At 70.2% G+C, this 23,696-nt stretch carries 27 protein-coding genes and 4 tRNA genes; 8 read left to right on the top strand and 23 right to left on the bottom strand.

What is annotated here, in order from left to right:
• The 8 genes from FHS29_RS06940 to rplJ all read right to left on the bottom strand — a co-directional run bounded on the left by FHS29_RS06940 (position 1) and on the right by rplJ (position 7,458).
• Positions 1 to 1,041, bottom strand: coding sequence for an MCE family protein (locus FHS29_RS06940; RefSeq protein ID WP_184689347.1), 1,041 nt, complete (start codon positions 1,039 to 1,041; stop codon positions 1 to 3).
• Entirely contained in the window at positions 1,038 to 2,066 is a 1,029-nt protein-coding gene (locus tag FHS29_RS06935) for an MCE family protein (protein ID WP_184689345.1), read from the bottom strand. Before FHS29_RS06935 ends, FHS29_RS06940 begins: the two co-directional genes overlap by 4 nt.
• Complete coding sequence (locus FHS29_RS06930) at positions 2,063 to 3,406, bottom strand: MCE family protein (RefSeq protein ID WP_184689343.1); 1,344 nt, start codon at positions 3,404 to 3,406, stop codon at positions 2,063 to 2,065. Before FHS29_RS06930 ends, FHS29_RS06935 begins: the two co-directional genes overlap by 4 nt.
• A 34-nt stretch (positions 3,407 to 3,440) precedes the next feature.
• Positions 3,441 to 4,280 carry an MlaE family ABC transporter permease gene (locus FHS29_RS06925; protein ID WP_184689341.1) on the bottom strand — a complete coding sequence of 280 codons (840 nt, stop codon included), beginning with the start codon at positions 4,278 to 4,280 and terminating at the stop codon, positions 3,441 to 3,443.
• 1 nt (position 4,281) lies between these two features.
• Positions 4,282 to 5,013, bottom strand: a complete 732-nt coding sequence (locus FHS29_RS06920; RefSeq protein ID WP_246440076.1) for an MlaE family ABC transporter permease — start codon at positions 5,011 to 5,013, stop codon at positions 4,282 to 4,284.
• A 50-nt stretch (positions 5,014 to 5,063) separates the two neighbouring features.
• On the bottom strand, positions 5,064 to 6,155 hold the full coding sequence (locus tag FHS29_RS06915) for an ABC transporter ATP-binding protein (RefSeq protein ID WP_184689337.1): 1,092 nt from the start codon (positions 6,153 to 6,155) through the stop codon (positions 5,064 to 5,066).
• A gap of 276 nt (positions 6,156 to 6,431) precedes the next feature.
• Positions 6,432 to 6,818, bottom strand: coding sequence for a 50S ribosomal protein L7/L12 (gene rplL, locus FHS29_RS06910; protein WP_184689335.1), 387 nt, complete (start codon positions 6,816 to 6,818; stop codon positions 6,432 to 6,434).
• A gap of 64 nt (positions 6,819 to 6,882) precedes the next feature.
• A complete protein-coding gene (gene rplJ / locus FHS29_RS06905; protein ID WP_184689333.1) occupies positions 6,883 to 7,458 on the bottom strand; it encodes a 50S ribosomal protein L10 in 576 nt (191 codons plus the stop codon).
• A gap of 259 nt (positions 7,459 to 7,717) precedes the next feature.
• On the opposite strand from rplJ, the gene FHS29_RS06900 reads away from it, so the two are divergent.
• Complete coding sequence (locus tag FHS29_RS06900) at positions 7,718 to 8,488, top strand: hypothetical protein (RefSeq protein ID WP_184689332.1); 771 nt, start codon at positions 7,718 to 7,720, stop codon at positions 8,486 to 8,488.
• Positions 8,489 to 8,572: 84 nt separating this feature from the next.
• On the opposite strand, the gene rplA is transcribed toward FHS29_RS06900, so the two are convergent.
• From rplA to FHS29_RS06875, 5 genes are all read right to left on the bottom strand, one after another.
• Complete coding sequence (gene rplA / locus FHS29_RS06895; RefSeq protein WP_184689330.1) at positions 8,573 to 9,289, bottom strand: 50S ribosomal protein L1; 717 nt, start codon at positions 9,287 to 9,289, stop codon at positions 8,573 to 8,575.
• A 196-nt stretch (positions 9,290 to 9,485) separates the two neighbouring features.
• Complete coding sequence (gene rplK, locus FHS29_RS06890; RefSeq protein WP_184689328.1) at positions 9,486 to 9,920, bottom strand: 50S ribosomal protein L11; 435 nt, start codon at positions 9,918 to 9,920, stop codon at positions 9,486 to 9,488.
• A gap of 84 nt (positions 9,921 to 10,004) precedes the next feature.
• Complete coding sequence (gene nusG, locus FHS29_RS06885; RefSeq protein WP_184689327.1) at positions 10,005 to 10,844, bottom strand: transcription termination/antitermination protein NusG; 840 nt, start codon at positions 10,842 to 10,844, stop codon at positions 10,005 to 10,007.
• A 70-nt stretch (positions 10,845 to 10,914) separates the two neighbouring features.
• Entirely contained in the window at positions 10,915 to 11,331 is a 417-nt protein-coding gene (secE, locus tag FHS29_RS06880; RefSeq protein ID WP_184689325.1) for a preprotein translocase subunit SecE, read from the bottom strand.
• Positions 11,332 to 11,362: 31 nt separating this feature from the next.
• Positions 11,363 to 11,435 (bottom strand) — tRNA-Trp (locus FHS29_RS06875).
• A gap of 185 nt (positions 11,436 to 11,620) precedes the next feature.
• Between FHS29_RS06875 and FHS29_RS06870 the strand changes: the two genes are divergently transcribed.
• The 3 genes from FHS29_RS06870 to FHS29_RS06860 all read left to right on the top strand — a co-directional run bounded on the left by FHS29_RS06870 (position 11,621) and on the right by FHS29_RS06860 (position 14,235).
• A complete protein-coding gene (locus FHS29_RS06870) occupies positions 11,621 to 12,865 on the top strand; it encodes a pyridoxal phosphate-dependent aminotransferase (protein ID WP_184689323.1) in 1,245 nt (414 codons plus the stop codon).
• A gap of 162 nt (positions 12,866 to 13,027) precedes the next feature.
• Positions 13,028 to 13,660, top strand: coding sequence for an MmpS family transport accessory protein (locus tag FHS29_RS06865; protein WP_184689321.1), 633 nt, complete (start codon positions 13,028 to 13,030; stop codon positions 13,658 to 13,660).
• Positions 13,661 to 13,824: 164 nt separating this feature from the next.
• A complete protein-coding gene (locus tag FHS29_RS06860; RefSeq protein WP_184689319.1) occupies positions 13,825 to 14,235 on the top strand; it encodes an MmpS family transport accessory protein in 411 nt (136 codons plus the stop codon).
• A 5-nt stretch (positions 14,236 to 14,240) separates the two neighbouring features.
• Here FHS29_RS06860 and FHS29_RS06855 read toward each other — a convergent pair whose 3' ends face one another.
• The 7 genes from FHS29_RS06855 to FHS29_RS06825 form a co-directional block, all read right to left on the bottom strand.
• Positions 14,241 to 14,660 (bottom strand): MaoC family dehydratase, encoded by a 420-nt coding sequence (locus tag FHS29_RS06855; protein ID WP_184689317.1) that lies wholly within the window; start codon positions 14,658 to 14,660, stop codon positions 14,241 to 14,243.
• Positions 14,657 to 15,106: a MaoC family dehydratase N-terminal domain-containing protein gene (locus FHS29_RS06850; protein WP_184689315.1), complete on the bottom strand. Its 450-nt coding sequence runs from the start codon at positions 15,104 to 15,106 to the stop codon at positions 14,657 to 14,659. Before FHS29_RS06850 ends, FHS29_RS06855 begins: the two co-directional genes overlap by 4 nt.
• Positions 15,107 to 15,177: 71 nt before the next feature.
• Positions 15,178 to 15,342, bottom strand: a complete 165-nt coding sequence (gene rpmG, locus FHS29_RS06845; RefSeq protein ID WP_015105301.1) for a 50S ribosomal protein L33 — start codon at positions 15,340 to 15,342, stop codon at positions 15,178 to 15,180.
• Positions 15,343 to 15,614: 272 nt separating this feature from the next.
• Positions 15,615 to 15,687: transfer RNA gene (locus FHS29_RS06840), tRNA-Met, on the bottom strand.
• Between the two features lie 43 nt (positions 15,688 to 15,730).
• A tRNA-Thr gene (locus FHS29_RS06835) sits at positions 15,731 to 15,806 on the bottom strand.
• Positions 15,807 to 15,879: 73 nt separating this feature from the next.
• The gene (locus FHS29_RS06830; RefSeq protein WP_184689314.1) at positions 15,880 to 18,480 is read right to left on the bottom strand and encodes a putative bifunctional diguanylate cyclase/phosphodiesterase; all 2,601 of its coding nucleotides are present in this window, start codon (positions 18,478 to 18,480) and stop codon (positions 15,880 to 15,882) included.
• Positions 18,481 to 18,655: 175 nt separating this feature from the next.
• Positions 18,656 to 18,940 carry a hypothetical protein gene (locus tag FHS29_RS06825; protein WP_184689312.1) on the bottom strand — a complete coding sequence of 95 codons (285 nt, stop codon included), beginning with the start codon at positions 18,938 to 18,940 and terminating at the stop codon, positions 18,656 to 18,658.
• 110 nt (positions 18,941 to 19,050) lie between these two features.
• Between FHS29_RS06825 and FHS29_RS06820 the strand changes: the two genes are divergently transcribed.
• Positions 19,051 to 19,848: a GNAT family N-acetyltransferase gene (locus FHS29_RS06820; protein ID WP_246440001.1), complete on the top strand. Its 798-nt coding sequence runs from the start codon at positions 19,051 to 19,053 to the stop codon at positions 19,846 to 19,848.
• On the opposite strand, the gene FHS29_RS06815 is transcribed toward FHS29_RS06820, so the two are convergent.
• Positions 19,845 to 20,357: a hypothetical protein gene (locus FHS29_RS06815; RefSeq protein ID WP_184689310.1), complete on the bottom strand. Its 513-nt coding sequence runs from the start codon at positions 20,355 to 20,357 to the stop codon at positions 19,845 to 19,847. The two genes, FHS29_RS06820 and FHS29_RS06815, sit on opposite strands and share 4 nt — an antisense overlap.
• Before the next feature lie 271 nt (positions 20,358 to 20,628).
• Here FHS29_RS06815 and FHS29_RS06810 point away from each other — a divergent pair, with 271 nt between their 5' ends.
• Complete coding sequence (locus tag FHS29_RS06810; RefSeq protein ID WP_184689309.1) at positions 20,629 to 20,874, top strand: hypothetical protein; 246 nt, start codon at positions 20,629 to 20,631, stop codon at positions 20,872 to 20,874.
• Positions 20,875 to 21,223: 349 nt separating this feature from the next.
• On the opposite strand, the gene FHS29_RS06805 is transcribed toward FHS29_RS06810, so the two are convergent.
• Positions 21,224 to 21,304, bottom strand: a tRNA-Tyr gene (locus FHS29_RS06805).
• Positions 21,305 to 21,427: 123 nt separating this feature from the next.
• Here FHS29_RS06805 and FHS29_RS06800 point away from each other — a divergent pair.
• Complete coding sequence (locus FHS29_RS06800; RefSeq protein WP_184689308.1) at positions 21,428 to 21,919, top strand: YajQ family cyclic di-GMP-binding protein; 492 nt, start codon at positions 21,428 to 21,430, stop codon at positions 21,917 to 21,919.
• The gene (rfbA, locus tag FHS29_RS06795; protein WP_184689306.1) at positions 21,916 to 22,788 is read left to right on the top strand and encodes a glucose-1-phosphate thymidylyltransferase RfbA; all 873 of its coding nucleotides are present in this window, start codon (positions 21,916 to 21,918) and stop codon (positions 22,786 to 22,788) included. The genes FHS29_RS06800 and rfbA overlap by 4 nt, the downstream gene beginning before the upstream one ends.
• Before the next feature lie 39 nt (positions 22,789 to 22,827).
• On the opposite strand, the gene htpX is transcribed toward rfbA, so the two are convergent.
• Positions 22,828 to 23,685, bottom strand: coding sequence for a zinc metalloprotease HtpX (gene htpX, locus FHS29_RS06790; protein WP_184689304.1), 858 nt, complete (start codon positions 23,683 to 23,685; stop codon positions 22,828 to 22,830).
• Positions 23,686 to 23,696: the final 11 nt, after the last annotated feature.

The following is a 23,696-nucleotide window of genomic DNA, read 5'->3' as shown; positions in this document are numbered from 1 at the left end:
TCAGTTCCCACCCCCGGAAGGAGAACGCCGCACGCCGGGGGGCAGGCAGCCCTCTTCGTTGAAACCGACCACGCCGAGGTTCACCGACGGCGGCAGCAGGCCGCAGATGTAGACGTCGAACCACCGGCCGTTGCCCAGCGTGTTCGCGAAGACCCGGTAGAACGGGGCCATCAGCGCCAGGCCGCGGCTGAGCGCGTCCTGGTTGCGCTGCAACATGGTGGACACCCGGTCCAGCTGCTCCAGCGCCGGCTTGAGCTGCGCGTTGTTGTCCGACACCAGGCCGGACAGCTCCTTGGACAGCTCACGGGTGCCGGTGAGCAGCGCCCCGATCGCGTCCTTGCGCTTGCGCAGCTCGCCGAGCAGCAGGTTGCCGTCCGCCAGCAGCTTCTCGAACTGCTCGTTGCGGTCGGACAGGGTCTTGGTGATCTGCCTGGTGTTGTCGAGCAGCCGCGCGAGCTGCTCGTCCCGCGACGAGATCGTCTTCGACAGCGCGGACAGGCCGTCCAACGCGCCCCGGACGCTGTCCGCCGAGCCCTGGAAGGTCTCCGACAGCACCCGGAAGCTGTCCGCGAGCTGCTTGGTGTCGATCTGGCCGACCGTGGTCGCCAGCCCGTTGAACGCCTCCTGCACGTCGTACGGGGACAGCGTGCGGTCGCGCGGGATCGGCTCGCGGGGGTCCAGCGGCTGCGACCCCTGCGGGTCCAGCGCCAGGAACTTCTGGCCCAGCAACGTCTTGATCCGGATCGTCGCGGTGGACCGGTCGCCCAGCCAGGCGTCCTTCACCCGGAACGACACCAGCACCCTGTCGCCGGCCAGTTCGACGTCGGTCACCTTGCCGACCTTCACGCCCGCGACCCGCACCTCGTTGGACGGCACCAGACCCGCCGCCTCGGTGAACTCCGCCGAGTACGTGGTGCCGCCGCCGATGATCGGCAGGTCGTCGTAGTAGAACGCGCTGAGCAGCAGCAGTGCGATCACGGTCAGGCCGACCGCGCCGGTGGTGACCGGATTGCGTTCCGCGCGAGCTGTCCCGGACCTCACGGGCGACACCTCGGTTGCGTCACCGGCAGCGCCGTGATCGGGATCGGGTCGTTGATGATCGGCGGGACGGAGACCTGCCCGCTGCCCTCGCAGAGGAAGAAGTTGAACCAGGAGCCGTAAGACGCGGTGCGCGCCATGGCCTCGATCTTGTTCGGCAGGCGTTGGATGACGCCCTCCACGACCGCCTCGTTGTCGGCCAGCGTCTGCGACACCAGGCCGAGGTTCGCGATGTCGTCCTTGAGCGGCTGCCGCGACTCGTTCAGCAGGCCCGCCGTGGTGTCGGTCAGGTCGCCCAGCGCGCTGATCGCCTCGCCGATCGGCTGCCGGTCGCCGGCCAGGCCCGTGGTCAGCTCCTGGAGCGTGGTGACCAGCGTCGACACCTGGTCGGTGCGACCGTTGACGGTGTCCAGCACGGAGTTCAGGTTGTCGATGACCTCGCCGATGACCTGGTCCCGCGCGGCCAGCGTGGAGGTCAGCGACGCGGTGTGCCGCAGCAGGCTGTCGATGGTGCCGCCTTCACCCTGCAGCACCTTGATGATCTCGCCGGACAGCTGGTTCACGTCCTCCGGGTCCAGCGCCTGGAACAGCGGCTTGAACCCGTTGAACAGCACGGTCAGGTCCAGCGCGGGCTTGGTGCGCTCCAACGGGATCACGTCGCCGGGCCGGAGCGCGGACGCGTCGCCCACGCCGTGCTCCAGGGCGATGTACCGCTGGCCCACCAGGTTGCGGTACTTGATGGTGGCGGTCACCGAGGCGGGCAGGCTGCGGTCGCCCTCGATGGAGAACTCCACCTCGGCGATCCGCCGGTCCACCACCTCGATGCCGTCCACCTGCCCGACCCGGACACCGGCGATGCGGATGTCGTCGCCCTCGTTGAGCGCGGTCACGTCGGTGAACCGGGCCGTGTACGTGGACGCGCCGGAGAAGCTCGCGTTCGAGATGGTCACCGCGAGCAGCGTCGTCGCGAGGACCGTGACGACCGCGAAGATCGTCAGCTTGACCAGCGGCGCGACCAGGGACCTCACACCGCCACCTCCGCTCCCCGGTACAGCGGGCCCAGCAGCAGGGCCGTGAAGCTCGGCATCTCCGACTTCCGCACCCCGAACTGCGGCGCCAGCAGCGCGGCCAGGAAGTCCTGCTCCTCCGGCGAGTTCGCCAGGCTCGGCGCCTGGAAGCCGCCGGACGACGACGGCGAGGTGGTGCCGTCCATCCCGATGACGCCGGTCGAGGGCGGCAGCACGCCGTCGTTCGCGACCCGCGCGGGCGGCGGTGGCGTCGAACCGTCCTTCACCACGCCCTCCGGCGGGTACTGCGGGAACGGGTCCGGCCGCGGCACGATGTCGTAGCAGCGCGGGCCGCGCTTGTCGGCGTACTCCGGCTCGTCCTCGCCCGGCTCGTACTTGCCGCGGTTCGCGGTGATCTCCAGCGTGATGTGCAGGCCCGGCTCGTCGGTGCCCTTGCCGAACACCTGGTCCATGATCGGCTTGAACTCGGTGAGGCCCTTGAGCAGGCACGGGTACTCGGGCGCGTACTTGGCGAGCAGCTCCAGCGTCGGCCGGGACACGTCGGCCAGCTGGATCAGGTTGTTCCTGTTCACCGCGAGGAAGCTGTTCAGGTCGACCGCCGTGGTGGTCAGCGAGCCGTACATGGTCAGCAGCTTGTCCCGCTGGTCGACCAGCGTGCGGCTGGTGGCGGTGGCGTCGCTGAGGGCCTGCACCAGGTCGGGCGCGGCGTCGGCGTACACGTCGGACACGTCCGCGAGCCGGCTGATGCCCTCCTTGAGCGCGGGCAGCTGCGGGTTGAGCTCGCCCAGGTAGGAGTCGAGCCGCACCAGCGTCTCCCCCAGCGGCCTGCCCCGGTTGTCCAGCGCCTGCGACATCGCGGTCAGCGTGGTGGCCAGCTTCTCCGGCTGCACCGCCTGCAGCACCGGCATCAGGTCGTCCAGCACGCGTTCCAGCTCGACGGCGCTGCTGGAGCGGTCCTGCTCGATGACGTCGCCCTCGTCCAGGTGGTCCGCCGGGTCCGGTTCGGCCGGCAGCACCAGGTTCACGTAGCGCTCGCCGAACAGCGTCTTGGGCAGCAGCCGCGCCGAGACGTTGCCGGGGATGTGCTCGACCTGGTCGGGGTGCAGCGCCAGCTCCAGCTCGGCGCCGTCGCCGGCCGTGCGGATCTGCTTGACCTCGCCGACGACCATGCCCCGGACCTTCACGTCCGAGGCCGGCAGCAGCTGGTTGCCCACCCGGTCGGTCTTCAGCGTCACCTTCACGACCTCGGTGAAGGCGTCGTTGTAGAGCGCCACGGTGAGGGTGAGGAAGAGCGCGATCACCGCGAGGAACACCACGCCCAGGAGCCGTCGCCTGATCATCCGGCCACCTCCGCGGGGAACAGCACGTCGGCGGTCATCCGGCGATCCTCACCGTCGTCGTGGTACCCCAGATCGCCATGCTCAGGAAGAAGTCCAGCAGGCTGGTGGTGACGATCGCGGTGCGCACCGCCCGCCCGACCGCCACGCCCACGCCCGCCGGGCCGCCGCTGGCGCGGTAGCCGTAGTAGCAGTGGGTCATGATGATCACGACGGAGAAGACGAGCACCTTGCCGAACGACCAGAGCACGTCGACCGGGGGCAGGAACAGGTTGAAGTAGTGGTCGTAGGTGCCCGCCGACTGCCCGTAGAACTCGACCGTGATCACTCGGGCGGCGAGGTACGAGGTGAGCAGGCCGATCACGTACAGCGGGATGATCGCGACGAAGCCCGCGATGATCCGCGTGGTCACCAGGAACGGCATGCTGGGGATGCCCATGACCTCCAGCGCGTCGATCTCCTCGGAGATCCGCATCGCGCCGAGCTGCGCGGTGAACCCGGAGCCGACCGTGGCGCTCAGCGCGAGACCGGCGACCAGCGGCGCGATCTCGCGGGTGTTGAAGTAGGCCGACACGAAGCCCGCGAACGCCGACGTGCCGATCTGGTTCAGCGCCGTGAAGCCCTGCAGGCCCACCACCGTGCCGGTGAACACCGACAGGCCGACCATCACGCCGATCGTGCCGCCGATGACCGCCAGCGCGCCGGAGCCGAAGCTCACCTCCGCCAGCAGCCGCAGCGTCTCCCGCAGGTAGCGGCGCAGCGTGCGGGGCGTCCACGCCAGGGCGCGCAGGTAGAACCACAGCTGGTCGCCGAACGTGTCCAGCAGCGTCAGCGGCGCGTTGGCGGCCTTGCGGAACCGGTCGTTCACCGTGGTCACCTCAGCTCCCCTTCGCCGGGACGACCTGGAGGTAGATCGTGGTGAGCACGAAGTTCACGAAGAACAGCAGCAGGAACGTGATGACCACGGCCTGGTTCACCGCGTCGCCCACGCCCTTCGGGCCACCCGCCGGGTTCAGCCCGCGGTAGGCGGCCACGATGCCCGCGATGAAGCCGAAGATCAGCGCCTTGATCTCGGAGATCCACAGGTCCGGCAGCTGCGCGAGCGCGGAGAAGCTGGCCAGGTACGCGCCGGGCGTGCCGTCCTGGAGGATCACGTTGAAGAAGTAGCCGCCCATCACGCCGACGACGCTGACCATGCCGTTGAGCAGCACGGACACCAGCATCGCGGCGAGCACCCGGGGCACCACCAGGCGCTGGACCGGCGAGACGCCGAGCACCTCCATGGCGTCGATCTCCTCGCGGATCTTGCGGGAGCCGAGGTCGGCGCAGATCGCCGAACCGCCCGCGCCCGCGATCAGCAGGGCCGTCACGATCGGACTGGCCTGCTGGATGATCGCCAGCACGCTGGCCGCGCCGGTGAACGACTGCGCCCCGATCTGCCGGGTCAGCGACCCGATCTGCAGCGCGATGACCGCGCCGAACGGGATCGACACCAGGGCCGTCGGCAGCACCGTCACGCTGACCACGAACCAGCACTGCTGGATGAACTCGCGCAGCTGGAACGGCCGCCGGAACGCGTTGCGGGTGACGTCGACGCCGAGGGCGAACATCCGGCCCGTCTCCCGCAGGGCGCCCGCGCCGGGGAAGGTGGTCGGGGAACTCACAGCACGCCCCCCTGCCTGGGCCACGGACTGGGCGTGTGCCGCGTGGTGTCCGGCACCGTCGCGGTGTCCGGGCCGACCCCGGCCGACACCTGGTAGTGCCGCTGCTCGTCGGGCGTGAGGCTGGCGATGATGCCCTGCTGCGCGTCCGGCGGCAGCGTGTGGATGATGCTCATGACCCGGTCCTTGCGCCGTCGCACGGCACCGCGCGGGGGCAGCCCGGGCGTCGGCTCCAACTGCGGCACGACACCGCGCACGTCCGCGTCCGGGGAACCGTCCGAGTGGCCCGCCTCCTTGTGCGCGAGCTCGGCGGCCATGGTGGCCTGGTCCTTCTCCTCGGACATGCCGATCGGACCCAGCCTGCGGCCGTTGAGGAACTGCTCGACCACCGGCTCGTCGCTGGTCAGCAGCACCTCGCGGGGCCCGAACATGACCAGCTCGCGGCGGAACAGCATCCCCAGGTTGTCCGGGACCGTGCGGGCCACCGTGATGTTGTGCGTGACGATCAGGATGGTGGCGTCGATCTGCGAGTTCAGGTCGATCAGCAGCTGGCTCAGGTACGCCGTGCGCACCGGGTCCAGACCGGAGTCCGGCTCGTCGCACAGGATGATCTCGGGGTCCAGCACCAGGGCGCGGGCGAGGCCGGCGCGCTTGCGCATCCCGCCGGAGATCTCGCCCGGCAGCTTCTTCTCCGCGCCGACGAGACCGACCATCTCCATCTTCTCCAGCACGATCCGCCGGACCTCGGCCTCGGTCTTGCGGGTGTGCTCGCGCAGCGGGAAGGCCACGTTGTCGAAGAGGTTCATCGAGCCGAACAGCGCGCCGTCCTGGAACAGGACGCCGAACAGCTTCCGGATCTCGTACAGCTTGTGCTCGGAGCAGCGCACCAGGTCGGTGCCGTTGATGGTGATCCGGCCGCGCTCCGGCTTCAGCAACCCGACCAGCGACTTGAGGAAGACCGACTTCCCGGTGCCGGAGGGACCGAGCATCACGCTGACCTCGCCGGGCGGCAGGGTGAGCGTGACGTCCCGCCAGATGGTCTGCTTGCCGAAGGACTTGGTCAGTCCGTCGACGACCACCTCGACGCCCATCGCACCTCCAGCTCACCGGGCCACCACGCCTGGGCTCGCCCCGCGCGGCAGGACGACATACCGGTGCAACGAGCCCGTCGCGCCGTAGTTACTGCCCAGTTGGGTTAGCGGTGTAACGGAAGGGTAACCGTGCGACGACGCCGGTATCCGGTGCTCCGCGCCGGCGAAGGTGCCGGTCAGCGGGGGTGCGGACAGGACAAGAGGGCGGATCCCCGAGGTGGGGATCCGCCCTCTTGCCGAGCCGTTCGAGTGTCGGAGCGCCCGGAGGCGCTCAGCTCACTTGAGCGAGATCTTGGCGCCGGCCGCTTCCAGCTTCTCCTTGGCGGCGTCGGCGACGTCCTTCGCCACGTTCTCCAGCAGCGGCTTCGGAGCGGACTCGACCAGCTCCTTGGCCTCCTTCAGGCCCAGGCCCGAGACGACCTCGCGGACGACCTTGATGACCTGGATCTTCTTGTCGCCGGCGCCTTCGAGGACGACGGTGAACTCGTCCTTCTCCTCCTCGGCGGGGGCGGCGGCGGCGGCCGGGCCGGCAGCGGCGACGGCGACCGGTGCGGCGGCGGTGACCTCGAACTTCTCCTCGAACTTCTTCAGGAAGTCCGAGAGCTCCAGGAGGGTCAGGTCCTCGAAGGCCGTGAGCAGCTCGTCGGTGCTGAGCTTCGCCATGATCGGCGGTCCTTTCGTTGTCAACGCCCGAACTGCGGCCGGGACGCGGAGTTTGTCGGGTGGATCAGCTTTCGGCGGGGGCCTCTGCCTCTGCCGGAGCGTCGGACTCGGCGGCGGCGGGCGCCTCCGCGGTCCTCTTCTCCACCAGGGCAGCGGTCAGGCGGGCCACCTGGGACGCCGGGGCGTTGAACAGCGCCGCGGCCTTGGCCAGGTTGCCCTTCATCGCGCCCGCCAGCTTGGCGAGCAGCACCTCGCGGCTGTCGAGGTCCGCGATCGCGGCGACCTCGTCTACCGAGAGGGGGCGGCCTTCCATGAAGCCGCCCTTGATGACCAGGGCCTTGTTGTCCTTCGCGAAGTCACGCAGCGCCTTGGCCGCGTCGACCGGCTCGCCTTCGACAAAGGCGATGGCGGTCGGACCGACGAGCAGGTCTTCCAGACCTTCGACGCCCGCGTCCTGAGCGGCCCGCTTGACCAGCGTGTTCTTCGCAACGGTGTACGTGGTGCCCGCGCCGAGAGCGCGACGCAGCGTGGTGAGCTGCGCCATGGAGAGGCCGCGGTACTCGGTGACGACAGCAGCCGAGCTACCGCGGAACTTGTCCGTGAGCTCGGCGACGGCCGAGACCTTGCTGGGCTTCGCCATGATCGCCTCCTCTCTGGGCTGTGGGGTGACCACCAGCCGGCCGAAGAGAGGGCATGAAAAACGCCCCGGTGCACAGCAGCACGGGGCGGACGGGCACTCGCGTGCCCCACTGACCTCGTCCTCCTGCGCGGGCCGTTCGCCGTGCGAACCCTTCGTTCCCCCACCCCGGAGGGTGCGGGAAGACCAGCGGTCTTCGGTGGAACCAGCGCTCAGCGTACGGGATGTGTCCCGACGGCTCCAAATCGGCATGATGTGACCCGTGACCGAAGAGCCACCGAGGAACCCGCCGCCGCCGGACATCGACCCGGAACAGCTCAGGCAGTTCCAGGAGTTCCAACGGTTCCAGGAGTACCAGCGCTTCCAGCAGGCCCAGGGCACCCCCGCCCTCCCACCGGGCACGTCCCCACCCCCGCCGACCACACCTCACCCGACCACACCTCACCCGACCACGCCGCCGCCCGCCGCACCGGCCAAGCCCCCGCGCAAGCCGGTGTGGAAGGTCCTGCTGGGCAGCAAGCTCTTCCGCCGCCTCGTCTACCTGGTGGTGGTGCTCCTGCTGCTGGGCTACTTCTACGACAAGTACTTCGGCGGGCCCACGCCGGGCGACGTGGCGGTGGACAGCGGCGGCGACAAGGGGAACGTGATCGCGCCGCAGACCCCGTACGGCCTCCAGGGCACGGTCGCCCTGTTCTACAAGCACGTCATCAACGACGACGCGGGCCGTGCGTGCCTGTTGTTCAGCGAGGACCAGGCCAAGAAGAACTTCACCGAAGCCTTCCGCGCCAAGGACTGCGAGTCCGCGGTCCACCAGCTCTCCGGCCAGGTCACCAACAGCGCCCAGTACCGCCAGCTCGGTTTCCCCGCCGACATGCGCGCCGTGCCCAACGGCGGCAGCGTCGAGGTGAGCTCGTGCGAACTCCAGGTCACCGGCGGTCCGCGGTTGGGCCGGTTCGTGCTCTCCATGCAGGACAACAAGACCTGGGTGATCACCGGCTACCAGGCGGAACCCGCCGACTGCCTGACCGGCTGAGCCCGGTACGGGAGCAGCCCCCGTACGCGAGAAGCCCCCGGCACCGAGGTGCCGGGGGCTTCTTCGAGCTGGGCGAAGCTGGGATCAGGCGGTGGCTTCGTCGGTCAGCAGGTTGCGGGTGCGGTTCGGGTCGACCGGGATGCCGGGGCCCATCGTGGTGGAGACGGTGACCTTCTTCAGGTACCGGCCCTTGGCCGCCGACGGCTTGGCCCGCAGGATCTCGTCCAGCGCCGCGGCGTAGTTCTCGACCAGCTTGTCCGGCTCGAACGACACCTTGCCGATGACGATGTGCAGGTTGGCCTGCTTGTCGACGCGGAAGTTGATCTTACCGCCCTTGATGTCCGCCACGGCCTTGGTGACGTCGGGCGTCACGGTGCCGGTCTTCGGGTTCGGCATCAGGCCGCGCGGGCCGAGGATGCGGGCGATGCGACCGACCTTGGCCATCTGGTCGGGGGTGGCGATCGCGGCGTCGAAGTCGAGCCAGCCGCCTTGGATGCGTTCGATCAGGTCCTCGGAGCCGACCGCGTCCGCACCGGCGGCCTCGGCCTCGGCGGCCTTGTCGCCGGTCGCGAAGACGATCACGCGGGCGGTCTTGCCCGTACCGTGCGGCAGGTTCACGGTGCCGCGGACCATCTGGTCGGCCTTGCGGGGGTCGACGCCGAGCCGGATGGCGACCTCGACGGTCGCGTCCAGCTTCACCTTGGACGTCTCCTTGGCGAGCTTGGCGGCCTCCAGCGGCGAGTACAGCCGCTCCCGGTCCACCAGCTCAGCAGCGTTCTTGTACGCCTTGCTGCGCTTCATGCTTCTGTCCTTAAGAGTGGATCAGCCGTGGTGAATGAGCCAGCGCGTGGCTCTCCCACTGTGTTGGATCGCCTCGGCTCCGCCGAGGCGGTTCGGTCGCCTGGAGTCGGCGTCTTCCCTCGTGATTCCGAGCGGCCCGCGGCCGGTCGGAATGACTCGGTCCAGACACCGACGCGACCTCACATCTGAGGGAAGATCAGCCTTCGACCGTGATGCCCATGGAGCGGGCGGTGCCGGCGATGATCTTCGCCGCCTGGTCGACGTCGTTGGCGTTCAGGTCGACCATCTTGGTCTGCGCGATCTCGCGCACCTGGTCCATGGTCACCTTGGCGACCTTGACGCGGTGCGGCTCGCCGCTGCCCTTCTCGACACCGGCGGCCTTGAGGATCAGCTTCGCGGCCGGCGGGGTCTTGAGCTTGAAGTCGAACGAGCGGTCTTCGTACACGGAGATCTCGACGGGCACCACGGTGCCGCGCTGCGACTCGGTCGCGGCGTTGTACGCCTTGCAGAACTCCATGATGTTGACGCCGTGCTGACCCAGCGCGGGACCGACCGGCGGCGCGGGGTTCGCGGCCCCGGCCTTGATCTGCAGCTTGATGACCGCTGCGAGCTTCTTCTTCTTGGGTGGCATCTCAGTGCTTCCTGTGTTGCGGTGTCCGCGCGCGGCCCTGCCAGCCGCAGCGTGGCTGCCGGTTCCTACGCGTGTAGCAACCGATCAGATCTTGGAGACCTGGCTGAACGACAGCTCGACCGGAGTCTCGCGGCCGAAGATCGACACCAGGACCTTCAGCTTCTGGCCGTCCGCGTTGACCTCGCTGATCGTCGCGGGCAGCGTGGCGAACGGGCCGTCCATGACGGTGACCGACTCGCCGACCTCGAAGTCGACCTCGACGGTCGTCTTGGTCGGGGCCGAGGTGGCCTTCTTGCCCGCGGCCGGCTTCTCCCGCTCGACCTGGGGCAGCAGGAACTTCAGCACCTCGTCGAGGGTCAGCGGCGACGGCTTGGAGGTCGCGCCGACGAAGCCGGTCACGCCGGGCGTGTTGCGCACCGCGCTCCACGAGGCGTCGTTGAGCTCCATCCGGACCAGGATGTAGCCGGGCAGCACCTTGCGCTGCACCTGCTTGCGCTGGCCGTTCTTGATCTCGGTGACTTCCTCGGTGGGCACCTCGACCTGGAAGATGTAGTCCTCCATGTCGAGCGTCTGGATGCGCGTCTCGAGGTTGGTCTTGACCTTGTTCTCGTAGCCCGCGTACGAGTGCACGACGTACCAGTCGCCGGGCGCGTGGCGCAGGGCCTCGCGCATCTCGGCGGCCGGGTCGGCGGGCTCGGCGTCGATCGGGGTCTCGTCGACGTCGGCGGCGGCCTCGGCGGCCACGTCGGCGGACTCGATGTCACCGCCCGACTCGATGTCGCCACCGGACTCGACAGCGGGGGCGGACTCCGCGGTGTCCTCCGTCGCCTCGTCCTGCTCGACGTCCTCGACGCCACCGTCGAAGTCCTGCTCGTCGGTCAGGTCGGTCAGCTCCTGGGCGTCAACGCCGTTCTCGGAGGTCACTGTGGGTCTCGCTTCCTTTCATGCATCACGTGCTCCAGCCGGCACCCTCGGGCGGCGGCGGGTGTTCGACTCAGGCGAACACCTTGAACACGCCCCAGGCGAAGGCCGAATCCAGGCCGAACACCAACGCCACCATGAAGGCCACGAAGACCAACACGACCGAGGTGTAGGTGATCATCTGCTTGCGGGTCGGCCAGATGACCTTCCGCAGCTCGCTGACCACCTCACGGATGTAGCGGACGATCCTCGCGAAGATGCTCGGCCGCTTCTCCTGGTCGCCCCTTGCGCGCGTGGGGCGGCCCTTCTTGTCCTCCGCGGCGTCGGAGTCGGACTCGGCCGACTTCTTCACCTCGGAGGGACGTGCGGCGGAGTCCTTGCGACCCGCCGGACGCACGGAACCGCGGCGCTCGCGGCGTGCAGCGGCGGTGACCGGCCGGACCGCGCTCTCGCGCTCTTCCGGCTGGTCCTGCTCGCGGCCCTCGCTCATGCCGTCCTCCGCTCACCATCGCGCTTCGACGCAGGGGCGACAGGACTTGAACCTGCAACCTGCGGTTTTGGAGACCGCTGCTCTGCCAGTTGAGCTACACCCCTTTGGGCCCCCGATGGGGAACCCCTGGCTGAGGACGTCTTGCACCCTCCTCACGTGGCTCGTGAGGCAGCGGCTGGACGTTCCCGGATTCGAAGCATACGGCACCGGGTGCCCGTCCTTCCAACCGGCCCGGTCAGAGGGGGTGCCGGAGGCCGACTCGGTTGTGCCGTCTGCCACGATTGGGGCCATGGCCTCAGCTGAGACGACCTCCGCCCCCGCCCCCGCCGACCTGCCCCGGATCTCGAAGCGGATCGGCGGTATCGCCGAGTCCGCCACGCTCGCGGTGGACGCGAAGGCGAAGGCGCTGAAGGCCGCCGGCCGGCCGGTGATCGGCTTCGGTGCGGGCGAGCCCGACTTCCCGACCCCCGATGCCATCGTCGCCGCTGCCCAGGCCGCGTGCGCCGACCCGAAGAACCACCGCTACACGCCCGCCGCCGGGCTGCCCGAACTGCGGGAAGCCGTAGCCGCGAAGACGCTGCGCGACTCCGGGTACGTGGTGACCGCCGCCCAGGTGCTGATCACCAACGGCGGCAAGCAGGCGGTGTACCAGGCGTTCGCGACCGTGCTGGACCCCGGCGACGAGGTGCTGCTGCCCGCGCCGTACTGGACCACCTACCCGGAGGCGATCACCCTCGCGGGCGGCGTCCCGGTGCAGGTCACCGCGGACGAGTCGACCGACTACCTGGTGACCGTGAACCAGTTGGAGGCGGCGCGGACCCCGAAGACGAAGGTCCTGCTGCTGTGCTCGCCGTCCAACCCGACCGGCTCGGTGTACACCCGCGAGCAGATCACCGCGATCGGCGAGTGGGCGCTGGAGCACGGTCTGTGGGTCATCACGGACGAGATCTACGAGCACCTGGTCTACGACGGCGCCGAGTCGGTGTCGCTGCCGGTCGCGGTGCCCGCGATGGCGGACCGCACGATCGTGCTGAACGGCGTGGCCAAGACGTACGCGATGACCGGCTGGCGGGTGGGCTGGCTGATCGGCCCGACGGACGTGGTGAAGGCCGCCGCGAACCTCCAGTCGCACCTGACCTCGAACGTGGCGAACGTGTCGCAGCGCGCCGCGCTGGAGGCGGTCTCCGGCCCGCTGGACGCCGCGCACGAGATGCGGACCGCGTTCGACCGGCGCCGGCGCACCATCGTGGACCTGCTGTCCGCGATCCCCGGCGTGGAGTGCCCGACGCCGAAGGGCGCGTTCTACGTGTACCCGTCGGTGAAGGCGCTGATCGGCAAGACCCTGCGCGGCACCACGATCACCGACACGGTGCAGCTGGCGGCGCTGATCCTGGAGCACGCCGAGGTGGCGGTGGTGCCAGGCGAGGCGTTCGGCACGCCGGGCTACCTGCGGCTGTCCTACGCGCTGGGCGACGACGACCTGAAGACCGGCATCACGCGCATGGCCGACCTGCTCGGCGAGATCGAGCCCTGACAGCACCGGCCCCCCGCCCGAACACCGACGAAAGGCGCCCTCACGGAGGGCGCCTTTCGTCATGTTTGGACACAGTCCGGTGACGACCGGTAACCGAAAGGTGGGGACGCTCGATGGTCCGTTCATCCGGCTCGCCGAGCCGGCATCCCCCGAGGAGGGCACATGGCCTTACCCCAGCCGCCGACGACGCACCACCAACACGCCGCGCCCCGACCTCCGCAGAACGGGCTCGGCACAGCGGGCTTCGTGCTCGGCCTGCTCGGCGTGCTGTTCAGCTTCCTCCCCGTGATCGGCCTGGTGGCCTGGCCGCTGGTGATCCTGGGCCTCGTCCTGGGCGCGCTGGGCACGGCGCGGGCGAGCCGGGGGCGGGCGACCAACCGGGGAATCGCCATCGCCGGTGTCGTGCTCTCCGCCGTGGGCCTGGTCATCTGCGTCCTGTGGGTGGCCGTGTTCGGCAAGGCCGCCAGTGACGCCGCGACCACGCTGGACGACCTGGAGCGCGAGGCGAACAAGGAGTCCAAGGTCGTCTACCAGATCAGCGGGGACGCGCCGAAGACGAACGTGACCTACACGACCTACAGCGACGGCGGGAGCGCGACCAACAAGGAGGACACCACCACCTTGCCGTGGACCAAGGAGCTGACCGTGAAGGGCTTCCTCAGCGGCGGCTCCCTGACCGCCATGGCCGGCGCCGAAGGCGGCACCGTCACCTGCAAGATCACCGTGGACGGCGTGGAGCGCAAGACCGCCACCGCCACCGGGCCGTTCGCGATGGCGGCCTGCTCCAACTTCTGAGGCGCCCCCTCCTCCGCAGGGCCACCCAGGCGATGTGCGACGCCGCCTGGGTGGCTTTTTTCGTCGCATCGCGTTAACCCGCTCGAGTGAGGTGAGTAACCGGCGGTAGAACTACACCGATGGTCTATTCAGACCAGCCGATCTTCACCCGAGGAGCGCATCACATGACGGAGGCGGCTCTACCCGATCCCCACGGACGTCCCGCGCGGCGGTGGCCGGTGGTCGCCGGTGCGGCGGTGCTCGTGCTCGGTGCGGTGGCACTGGCCGTGTGGGCGGCCAGACCGGCGGACCCGCCGTCCGTCGTGGTCTACGAGGTCTCGGGCGAGGCGCGCGACGCCACCGTCACCTACTCCACGTTCGACGAGGAGGGCAGCGCCACCCGGCAGGTCGAGCTGACCTCGTTCCCCTGGTACCAGGAGGTGCGGGTGGACGGCGAGGTGAGCGGCGGCGTGCTGACCGTGACGATCGGCCCGACGGGCGGCTCGGTGGCGTGCAAGATCAGCGTCGACGGGGTCGAGCGCAAGTCCGCGACCGCCACCGGCCCGCTCACCAGCGCGCTGTGCAACGGGTTCTGAGGGTGCTAGGGCAGCCGGACGCGGGCGGACGCGCCGCCGAGCACCGACTTGCCCTCGAACGAGGCCGTCACGTTGACCTTGAACGTGCCGTCCTCCAGCACCTTGGTGACCTTGCCGGTGACCTCCACCAGCGCGCCCTCGTCGTCGTCGGGCACCGGGACGGGCCGCCCGAACCGCACGCCGTACTCGACGACCGCGCCGGGGTCGCCCGCCCACTCGGTGACGATCCGGCCGGCCAGGCCCATGGTGAGCATCCCGTGCGCGATGACGCCCGGCAGCCCCACCCCGGTGGCGAACCGGTCGCTCCAGTGGATCGGGTTGAAGTCGCCGGACGCGCCGGCGTACCGGACCAGGTCGGCGCGGGTGATGCGGAGCGCGAGCGGGGGCAGTTCGTCACCCACGGCCACGTCGGCGGCGCGGATCACGCGTCCTCCCCTCGCACCACGAGCGTGCAGCGCCCGGTGGTGACCAGTTCGCCCTCGTCGGTGCTGATCTCGGCGCGGACCGAGAGCATGTCGTTGCCCATCCGGGACTGGATGGCGTCCACGTGCAGCGCCACCACGAGCCGGTCGCCGGCCGTGATGGGGCGGTGGTGGGTGAACGTCTGGTCGCCGTGCACCACCCGGCTGTAGTCCAGGCCCAGCTCGGGGTCGTCCACCAGCACGTCGTTGGCCTTCAGCGACACGATGACCGCGAACGTGGGGGGCGCGATGACGTCCCGGTAGCCGGCGGCGCGGGCGGCCTCGGGGTCGCGGTGCACCGGACTCGTCTCGCCGACCGCGTCGGCGAACTCGCGGATCTTCTCGCGGCCCACTTCGTAGGGCGCCGACGGCGGGTACGCACGTCCGATGTACGACTGGTCGAGAGGCACCGGAGCAGGTTACGCGACGAGGCCCGCCCCCTGGTCGGGGACGGGCCTCGTCGAACGGCTTCGCGGGAACCTCAGCGGGTTTCCTTGTGCGCCCGGTGCGTCTTGCAGTTCGGGCAGAACTTCTTGATCTCCAGGCGGTCCGGGTCGTTGCGCCGGTTCTTCCTGGTGATGTAGTTCCGGTGCTTGCACTCCTCGCACGCGAGGGTGATCTTCGGGCGTACGTCGGTTGCAGCCACGGCCTTGCCTTTCTAGAGCACGTGTGACCCGTAACCCCAGTGCGGGCTTACCGCCTGGCGGGTACCCAGTCCCGGCAGCCAAACCGACCACCGGCATCCCGGCAGCGAGGCCACCGGACAGTCCCAACGGCAACGCCACCGATCCCGACGGCAAGCCGCCGGGGGTTCCGAGGGGGCAAGCCCCCTCGGGCGGGGCCCGGGGGCCGCGCCCCCGGTGTGATGCGGAGCGAGCCAGGTCCGCGCGTTCCGCGGACAGGGGTCGCCCACTCGCGTAGCGGTGGCCGGACTTGAACCGGCGACACAGCGATTATGAGCCGCTTGCTCTACCAACTGAGCTACACCGCTTTACACAACACGGCCGCGATGCTCGTGCACCGCGGCCAAGTCGTGGAGCCCCTTTACGGAATCGAACCGTAGACCTTCTCCTTACCATGGAGACGCTCTGCCGACTGAGCTAAAGGGGCTTGCTCTCTCGTTCTTGCGGAGCGAGGAGAACTCTACACAACCCTTGCCCCGGTTGTGAAATCGGGGGGCCGGTCAGTGCACCAGGGTGAGCACCGTCTCATCGCGAGCACCCCTGACCTGCACCGTTCGCGCCCGCAGCCACGCCTCGAAGCGCTCCTCGGACAGCGGCCGGGAGATCAGGTAGCCCTGCGCCACGTCGCAGCCCATGGACACCAGCTGGTCGCGTGCGGCGTCGTCCTCGACGCCCTCGGCGACCACGGTGAGGCTCAGCGAGTGGCCCAGCTCGACGATCGACCGCACCACGGCCATGTCGCCGAGGTCGGTGCCCATGCCGAGCACGAAGCTCTTGTCGATCTTGACCTCGTCCACCGGCAGCTGCCGCAGGTACGCCAGCGACGAGTAGCCGGTGCCGAAGTCGTCCACCGCGAGCACGACGCCCATGGTGTGCAGCCGCCGCAGCACGGGCAGCGCCCGCTCCGGGTCGGCCATCACGCCGGACTCGGTCAGCTCGAACGTGAGCAGCTCCGGCGGCACCTGGTGCTTGGTCAGTGCCGCCGCGACGCGGTTCGGGAACTCCTCGTCGGCCAGCGTCCGCACGGACAGGTTGACCGCGATGGACATCCGCAGCCCGCGGTCGATCCAGCGGCTGACCCGTTCCAGGGCCTTGTCCATCACGAAGTCGGTCAGCACGTCGACCAGGCCGGTGGCCTCGACGGCGGGCACGAACTCGTCCGGGTCGACGCGGCCGAACTCGGGGTGCTTCCACCGCACCAGCGCCTCCGCGCCGATCACCTGCCTGCTGGGCAGCGCGACCTTCGGCTGGTAGTGCACCGACACCTGGCCGCTCTCCAGCGCCGAGCGGAACTGGGTGACCAGCTGGAACCGGCGCAGGAAGATCTGGCCCATGCTGGGCGCGTACGCCCGCAGCGGCTCGCCCTCGCTGGTGGCCCGCACCGCCACGTCGGCCCGCTGGAGCAGGGCGTCCGGATCGGGGTCCTCGATCTCGCAGTTCGCGGTGGACGCCCAGCCGACCACGGCGCCCGCTTCGACGGTGAGCCGGTCCACCGGGTAGGGCACGGACAGCGCGGTGCGCAGCCGCTCGGCGATCTCCTGCATGCGCTCGGCCTGCCGGTCCAGCAGCAGCGCGGCGAACGCACCGCCTTCCAGCCGGGCCAGCGGGACCTCGGGGCCGAGTTCGTCGCGCAGCCGGCGACCGGCCGCGACCACCATCCGGTTGCCCCACGCCTGACCGAGCGCGTCGGACACGGTGGACAGCACGTCGAGGTCGATCCGCACGACGACCGACGTGTCGGCCTCCCGCATCGGCTCGTTGGCCGCTTCCCGGAACCCCGGCCGGTTGAGCAGGCCGGTCAACGGGTCGTGGTAGGCGTCGTGGCGCAGCCGGGCGAGCAGCCGCCGGTTGTCCACCGCGGTCGACAGGTGGCTGGCCAGGGTGCGCAGCAGTTGGAGGTCGGCCTTGCCGAAGCCGCGCCACCGGCTGAGCCGGTCGTGCACCTCGACCGCGCCGAGCAGCTGGGTCGCGCCGCGCAACGGCACCACCAGCGCTTCCTGCACGTCGCGGCGGGACAGCGCCTCGGAGACGTCCTCGCCCGCGTCGACGATGCGGAAGTACCGCACCTGCGAGCCGGGCAGTTGCAGCATCGCGTCCTCGCGCAGCTGGCGCGGGTCGTCGCGGCGCATGCCGGGCGGCAGCGGCTCGCCCGCGACCAGCGTGCGCATCGGCGCCTGCGGGTCGGTGCGCAGCCGCAGCACCACGCGGTTGGCGTTGAGCTGCTCGCGGATCCGTTCGGCGATCAGCTGCCACTCGTCGTCCTCGGCCTGGCCGTCGTCGTCCTCCGGGGACGCGCCGCGCGGGCCGGTGACGTGCCGCCCGGAACGGGCGACCCGCAGCGAGACCTCGCTCAACGCCTCCAGGTCGCGCTGTTCGCGCAGCAGCCCGGAGTAGGCGAGGTAGATGGCGGTGATGCCGGCGAACACCAGGGCGATCAGCACCCCGCCCCACGGCGCCTTGGTGGCGATCTCGTAGCCGGCCAGGCCGGCGGAGGTGTTCAGCAGTGCCACGACCAGCGTCTGGAACACCAGCCGCAGGCTCGGGGCGACCCGCATTCCCTTGCCCATCAGCCGCAGCGCGGCCAGGCCGAGCACGCTGGCCAGCAGCGGCACCGCGATGGTGCCGAGGAACGCGCCCGCCCAGAACGGTCCGCCGTCGCCGACGAACTCCGTCACGGAGTGGGCGACCGCGAAGGCCACCGAGATCTCCATGAACATCAGCCCGGCGTTGTAGACGGCCCGGTCGAGCACCCGCCTGCCCAGCAGCGTGCCGACGCCCGCGACCACGTGCGCGGCGAGCACCACTTCGAACGGGGCGACCAGCAGCCCGAGCACGAGCGGGATCTCGGTGAACGAGATCGTCCACGCCACGCCGCTGCGCACGTCCACGTTGATGGCCAGCTGCTCGGCGAGCAGGAACCCGACCACCAGCAGCGGACCGGTCCACAGCAGGTTGTCGTTGTCCCGGTCGGGCAGCCAGGACCCGACGGCGAAGGCGGACAGCGCGCCCGCCGCGAGGAGCAGGACCGCGAACACGCTGAACGCGCGGTTCGTGGACCGGGTCGGCGCGCTCGGCGCCGTGACCGACGCGTGGTCGGACATCCAGCCTCCTCGTCGGCCGTCGTCGCGGTCGGCCGGGTCGCGGCCTACGTGCTCCTGGCGTGACTGAGGGGCCCCGAACACCGACCGAGACCCCTCCAGGGGTGTCAATGTACCCCGGTTGGACGACGAAATGGCAGGTCGATGCGCCGATTACCACGAGAAGTAACAGAACGGCTCACACGATCAGTCCCCCTTCCCGCAGCGTCTCGGCCGGTCCGGCGAGCCGCACCCGATCACCGGTCAAGATCACCCGTATCCGGCCGCCGACTCGGCGGATCCCGCTTCCCGAGCAGTTCAGCCGGGCCGGCCCCGACGCCCACCGTGCGGCGGGCGCGCAACCGTCGCCGAGTCCTCCGGAAGGCGGGAGCAGCGCCCACCACGCCACGGCCGGCCGGTCGCCGGGGTCCACGACGATCACCCGCAGCCCGGCAGCCCACTTCGAGCGGCGTTGTGATCTCAATTGGTGGGCCGGATCTTTCCGGAGCGGACGGCAGCACGACGCCTTGCCGGTGGTTGATCGTCGACAGCGCCGACCAGATCGGTCCGGCCCGGAGGAGGTCACGTTCGGACATGGACCCGTTGCTGCCCGCGCTCCACCCCGTGAGCGACCCGTACTCGTTCGCCGAACTGTCCCCCGACGAGATGGACGCGACCTGGGGTGCGTTGCGGACCCACGCCCTGGCCTGGCACCCGGCAGCCGACCTGGACGACCAGCTGCGCCGCTGGGAGCCGACCGGCACCGGAGACCCGGACACGGCGGCCCTGGTGACCGTGCCCAGCCGGGCCGTGGAGGCGGCGGAGGTCCTGGTCCGCCACGGCTTCGCGCCGCTGCTGGTGATCGCCGCCCGCCCCGCTCTCCGGCCCGGCGGACGGCCGTCGTCCGACGTGCGCATCCGGCCGGTGACCGCGGACGACGTGGACGTGGCGGTGTCCATCAACGTGGAGACCGTCCGGTACGACAGCCGGTTCGGGATGGTCAACGAACGCCCGTCGACCGCCGCGCGGCTGCACGAGCACATCTCCGCCCGGCTTGCCCGGGACGAACCCGGCCTGCTCCTCGCGGAACGCGACGGCGAACCCGTGGGGCTCCTCTACTACGACCTGCCGCCGCACTCGGACTGGATCGCCGGCCGCACCGGTGCGTCGCCCGCCGCGTACGTCGGGCAGCTCGGCGTGCGGGAGGCGGCGCGCGGCGGCGGGATCGGCAGCGCCCTGGTGGCGCACGCGCACCGGCGGCTGGACGAGGCGGGCGTCGCGGTGACCCTGCTGCACCACGCCCTGCCGAACCCGCGCTCGACCCCGTTCTGGTACTCCCACGGCTACCGGCCGCTGTGGACCACGTGGCAGCGCCGACCCGCCTCGGCCTAGACGGACACCAGCTCCTTCTGCACGTCCAGGTCGCGGCGGAGGCCGTCGCGGATCACGTCCAGGCACTCGCGGGCCTTCGCTGCGGCCAGGTGCTGCGCCGCGCCGCTGCCCACCGCTTCCCGCAGCACCAGCCACACCGACGCATCGTCCTCGCGCACCGCGCTGAGCAGCTCGCGCGGTTCGGGGTACGGGTGCAGCGCGATGCGTTCGGTGTGGGTGCGCAGGCCGTGCAGGGTGTCGCGGTCGACCAGACCCGTGCGCACCACCCGTTCGAACTTGGCGGGCAGGTCGACGGAGGTCAGCTCGGAGGCGGACAGCGGCCCGAAGTTGAGCACCGTGTTGAGCCCGTACTCGAGGTCGTCGGCGGCGTTGAGCAACTCCCGCAGGCGGTTGCGGTCGTGCGCGGCCTCGGGCTTCCGGCTCGTCCGGACCAGACCCGGGACCGGGACGAACGCGCCGAGCACGACGCCGACGGCGAGGGCGGCCAGGACGATCCAGATTTCGTTCATGGGTTCGAGTCTCGCCCGGGCCGGGCGCGCCCACCGCAGCCGCACGGCAGCAGGGCGGTTCCCAGCGCCGAGAGGTCGACCGGACTTCGGTTGGGCTGAACAGCCCAACCGGTCGGCGTGGCGCCGTGATCCGGCCAGCCGATCGGGGGAAAGTGGGTGATCGGCCGCGACCGCCGGTTTACCACCCGTTCGGCGGGTACTCAACGGACAGGTCGAGACCTCCTACAGGGCAAGGGGACAGTACCGGGAAGGACGAGGCGAGGGGGTCGCCATGACCAGCATTGCGCAGGAACTCTCCGGCCGGGCCAAGGCCATGCTGCGGGCGGTGGCCGCGGGCCGGGGCCAGTTGTCCGGGGGCCGGGAACCGGACCTCTACGTGGACGGCCTGCCGTGCTGCGACCAGATGGTGACCCACGACCTGGTGCACGCCGGCCTGCTCCGCGCCCGCCGGGTGGTGGGCTTGAACGAGCGGGTCGACGCGGAGCTCACCGACGAGGGCAGAGCGGCCATCGCGTAACCCTCGAACATACGTTCGACATGGGTTATGCTGTCACGTGGGGCCGGCACGCAAGCGAGAGGAAGCGCTTGCGCGCCGGCCTCGCCTTCGCGCCCACCGCCGGTCGCGCTGTCGGACACACCCGACACAACCACCACTCACATGGCCATCATCACAATCACCCCAGCGCGCCACTCAACCGCAGCCGCAAGGGCCAGCGCTTTCCGGCAGTCGTCCCGCAAAAGCCGACCACGACGGATGGGGGTCCGGGGGCAACGCCCGCCGGGCGGGGCCCGGGGGTCGCACCCCCGGGGGACACAACGCGAAACCCCCGCTCGCGCATTCTGCGAGCAGGGGTTCACGTTTCGCGTGGCGGGTAGAGGATTCGAACCTCTGTAGCTTTCGCGACGGATTTACAGTCCGCTCCCATTGGCCGCTCGGGCAACCCGCCCCGCTCCCGGCACTGCCGGGTGCGGAGGAGAGAATACATAGGTCCGGACGGCCCCCCGCAACCGGGATACCCCGGTAGGCTGCCGGGCGGTTCCAGACACACCTACGCGGAGGTACCGGGCACGTGGCAGACCCGTCGTTCGACGTGGTGAGCAAGGTCGACCGGCAGGAAGTCGACAACGCGCTCAACCAGGCCGCCAAGGAGTTGAGCACGCGCTTCGACTTCCGGGGCACCGGCACCCAGGTGGCCTGGGCGGGCGAGGAGGCGATCACCTTCCAGTCCGAGACGGAGGAGCGGGTGCGCGCCGCGGTCGACGTGTTCCAGGAGAAGCTGGTGAAGCGCGGCATCTCCATGAAGGCGTTCGAGGTCGGTGAGCCCGCCATCTCCGGCAAGGTGTTCAAGGTCACCGGCACGGTCGTGCAGGGCATCTCCAGCGAGAAGGCCAAGGAGATCGCCAAGAAGGTCCGCGACGAAGGTCCCAAGGGCGTGCAGGCGCAGATCCAGGGCGACCAGCTGCGCATCACGGGCAAGAAGAAAGACCACCTGCAGGACGTGATCGCACTGCTCAAGAGCAGCGACTTCGGCATCGCCCTCCAGTTCACCAACTACCGGTGAAGGGCATCATCCTGGCGGGCGGGAGCGGCACGCGGCTGCACCCGATCACCCAGGCCGTGTCGAAGCAGTTACTCCCGGTGTTCGACAAGCCGATGATCTACTACCCGCTGTCGGTGCTGATGCTGGCCGGCATCCGGGAGGTGCTGCTGATCTCGACGCCGGTCGACCTGCCGCTGTTCCGCCGGCTGCTCGGCGACGGCACGCAGTTCGGCCTCCGCGTCGAGTACGCCGAGCAGGCGCAGCCGAACGGGCTGGCGGAGGCGTTCGTCATCGGCGCGGACTTCGTCGGCGACGACGACGTGTCGCTCGTGCTGGGCGACAACATCTTCTACGGCCAGGGCTTCTCCAGGCTCCTCCAGCACCAGGTGGCCACGCTGGACGGCTGCGTGCTGTTCGGCTACCCGGTGCGCGACCCCGAGCGCTACGGCGTGGGCGAGGTCGACGCGGACGGGAAGCTGGTCTCCATCGAGGAGAAGCCCGCGCGGCCGAAGTCCAACAAGGCCATCACCGGCCTGTACTTCTACGACAACCAGGTCGTGGAGATCGCGCGCGGCCTGAAGCCGTCGACCCGGGGCGAGTTGGAGATCACCGACGTCAACCTGGCGTACCTGCGCCAGGGCCGGGCGCACCTGGTGGACCTGGGGCGCGGGTTCGCGTGGCTGGACACCGGCACGCACGACTCGCTGCTGGAGGCGGGGCAGTTCGTGCAGGTGCTGGAGCACCGGCAGGGCGTGCGCATCGCGTGCCCGGAGGAGATCGCGCTGCGGATGGGGTTCATCACCGCGGACGAGTGCTACGCGCTGGGCGAGAAGCTGGCGAAGTCCGGCTACGGCCAGTACCTGATGAACGTGGCCCGCGAGGTCCGCTAGGCCCGCGCTCCGGCTGTCGGTCCCGGCGCGGGGCCTTCTTCAGGACCGGCGGGCGAGTTCTTCGAGCCGCCGCACGCGGTCCGCGATCGGCGGGTGGGTGGAGAACAGCCTGGCCAGGTTCTCCCCCGCCCGGAACGGCGAGGCGATCATCAGGTGCGACTGCGCCACCACCGCCGGTTCGGGGGCGAGCGGCGCGGCCCGGGTGCCGTCCTCCAGCTTGCGCAGCGCGGACGCCAGGGCCAGCGGGTCGCCGGTGAGTTCGGAGCCGGACGCGTCGGCCTGGTACTCGCGGGACCGGCTCACCGCGAGCTGCACGATGGCGGCCGCGACGGGGCCGAGGACGGCGATGAGCAGCAGCGCGAACGGGTTGGGGCGGTCGTCGTCCTCACCGAGGATGCTCGCGAAGACCGCCAGGTTCGCCAGCGCGCTCACCGCGCTCGCCAACGCCCCCGCGACGCACGAGATCAGGATGTCGCGGTTGTACACGTGGGACAGCTCGTGCCCCAGCACGGCGCGCAGCTCGCGTGCGTCCAGCAGCTCCAGGATGCCGGTGGTGCAGCACACGGCCGCGTTGCGCGGGTTGCGGCCGGTGGCGAACGCGTTGGGCGCCGCCGTGGGGCTGACGTAGAGCCTCGGCATGGGCTGCCGGGCGGCCATCGCCAGTTCCCGCACGATCCGGTGCATGGTGGGCTGCTCGACCTCCGACACGGGCCGTGCCCGCATCGCGCGCAGCGCCAGCCTGTCGGACTTGAAGTAGGCGTACGCGTTCACGCCCAGCGCCAGCAGCAGTCCGAAGACCAAGGCGGTCCGCCCGAAGAACGAGCTGATCCCGATGATCAGCGCGCCCATCGCGCCGAGCAGCAACGCGGTCTTCAACCCGTTGTAGTGCCTGTGCACGTTGCTTCGCC

The organism is Saccharothrix tamanrassetensis (genome assembly GCF_014203665.1).
Classification (GTDB): Bacteria; Actinomycetota; Actinomycetes; order Mycobacteriales; family Pseudonocardiaceae; genus Actinosynnema; species Actinosynnema tamanrassetense.
This window is presented reverse-complemented; position numbering and strand designations above follow the sequence as displayed.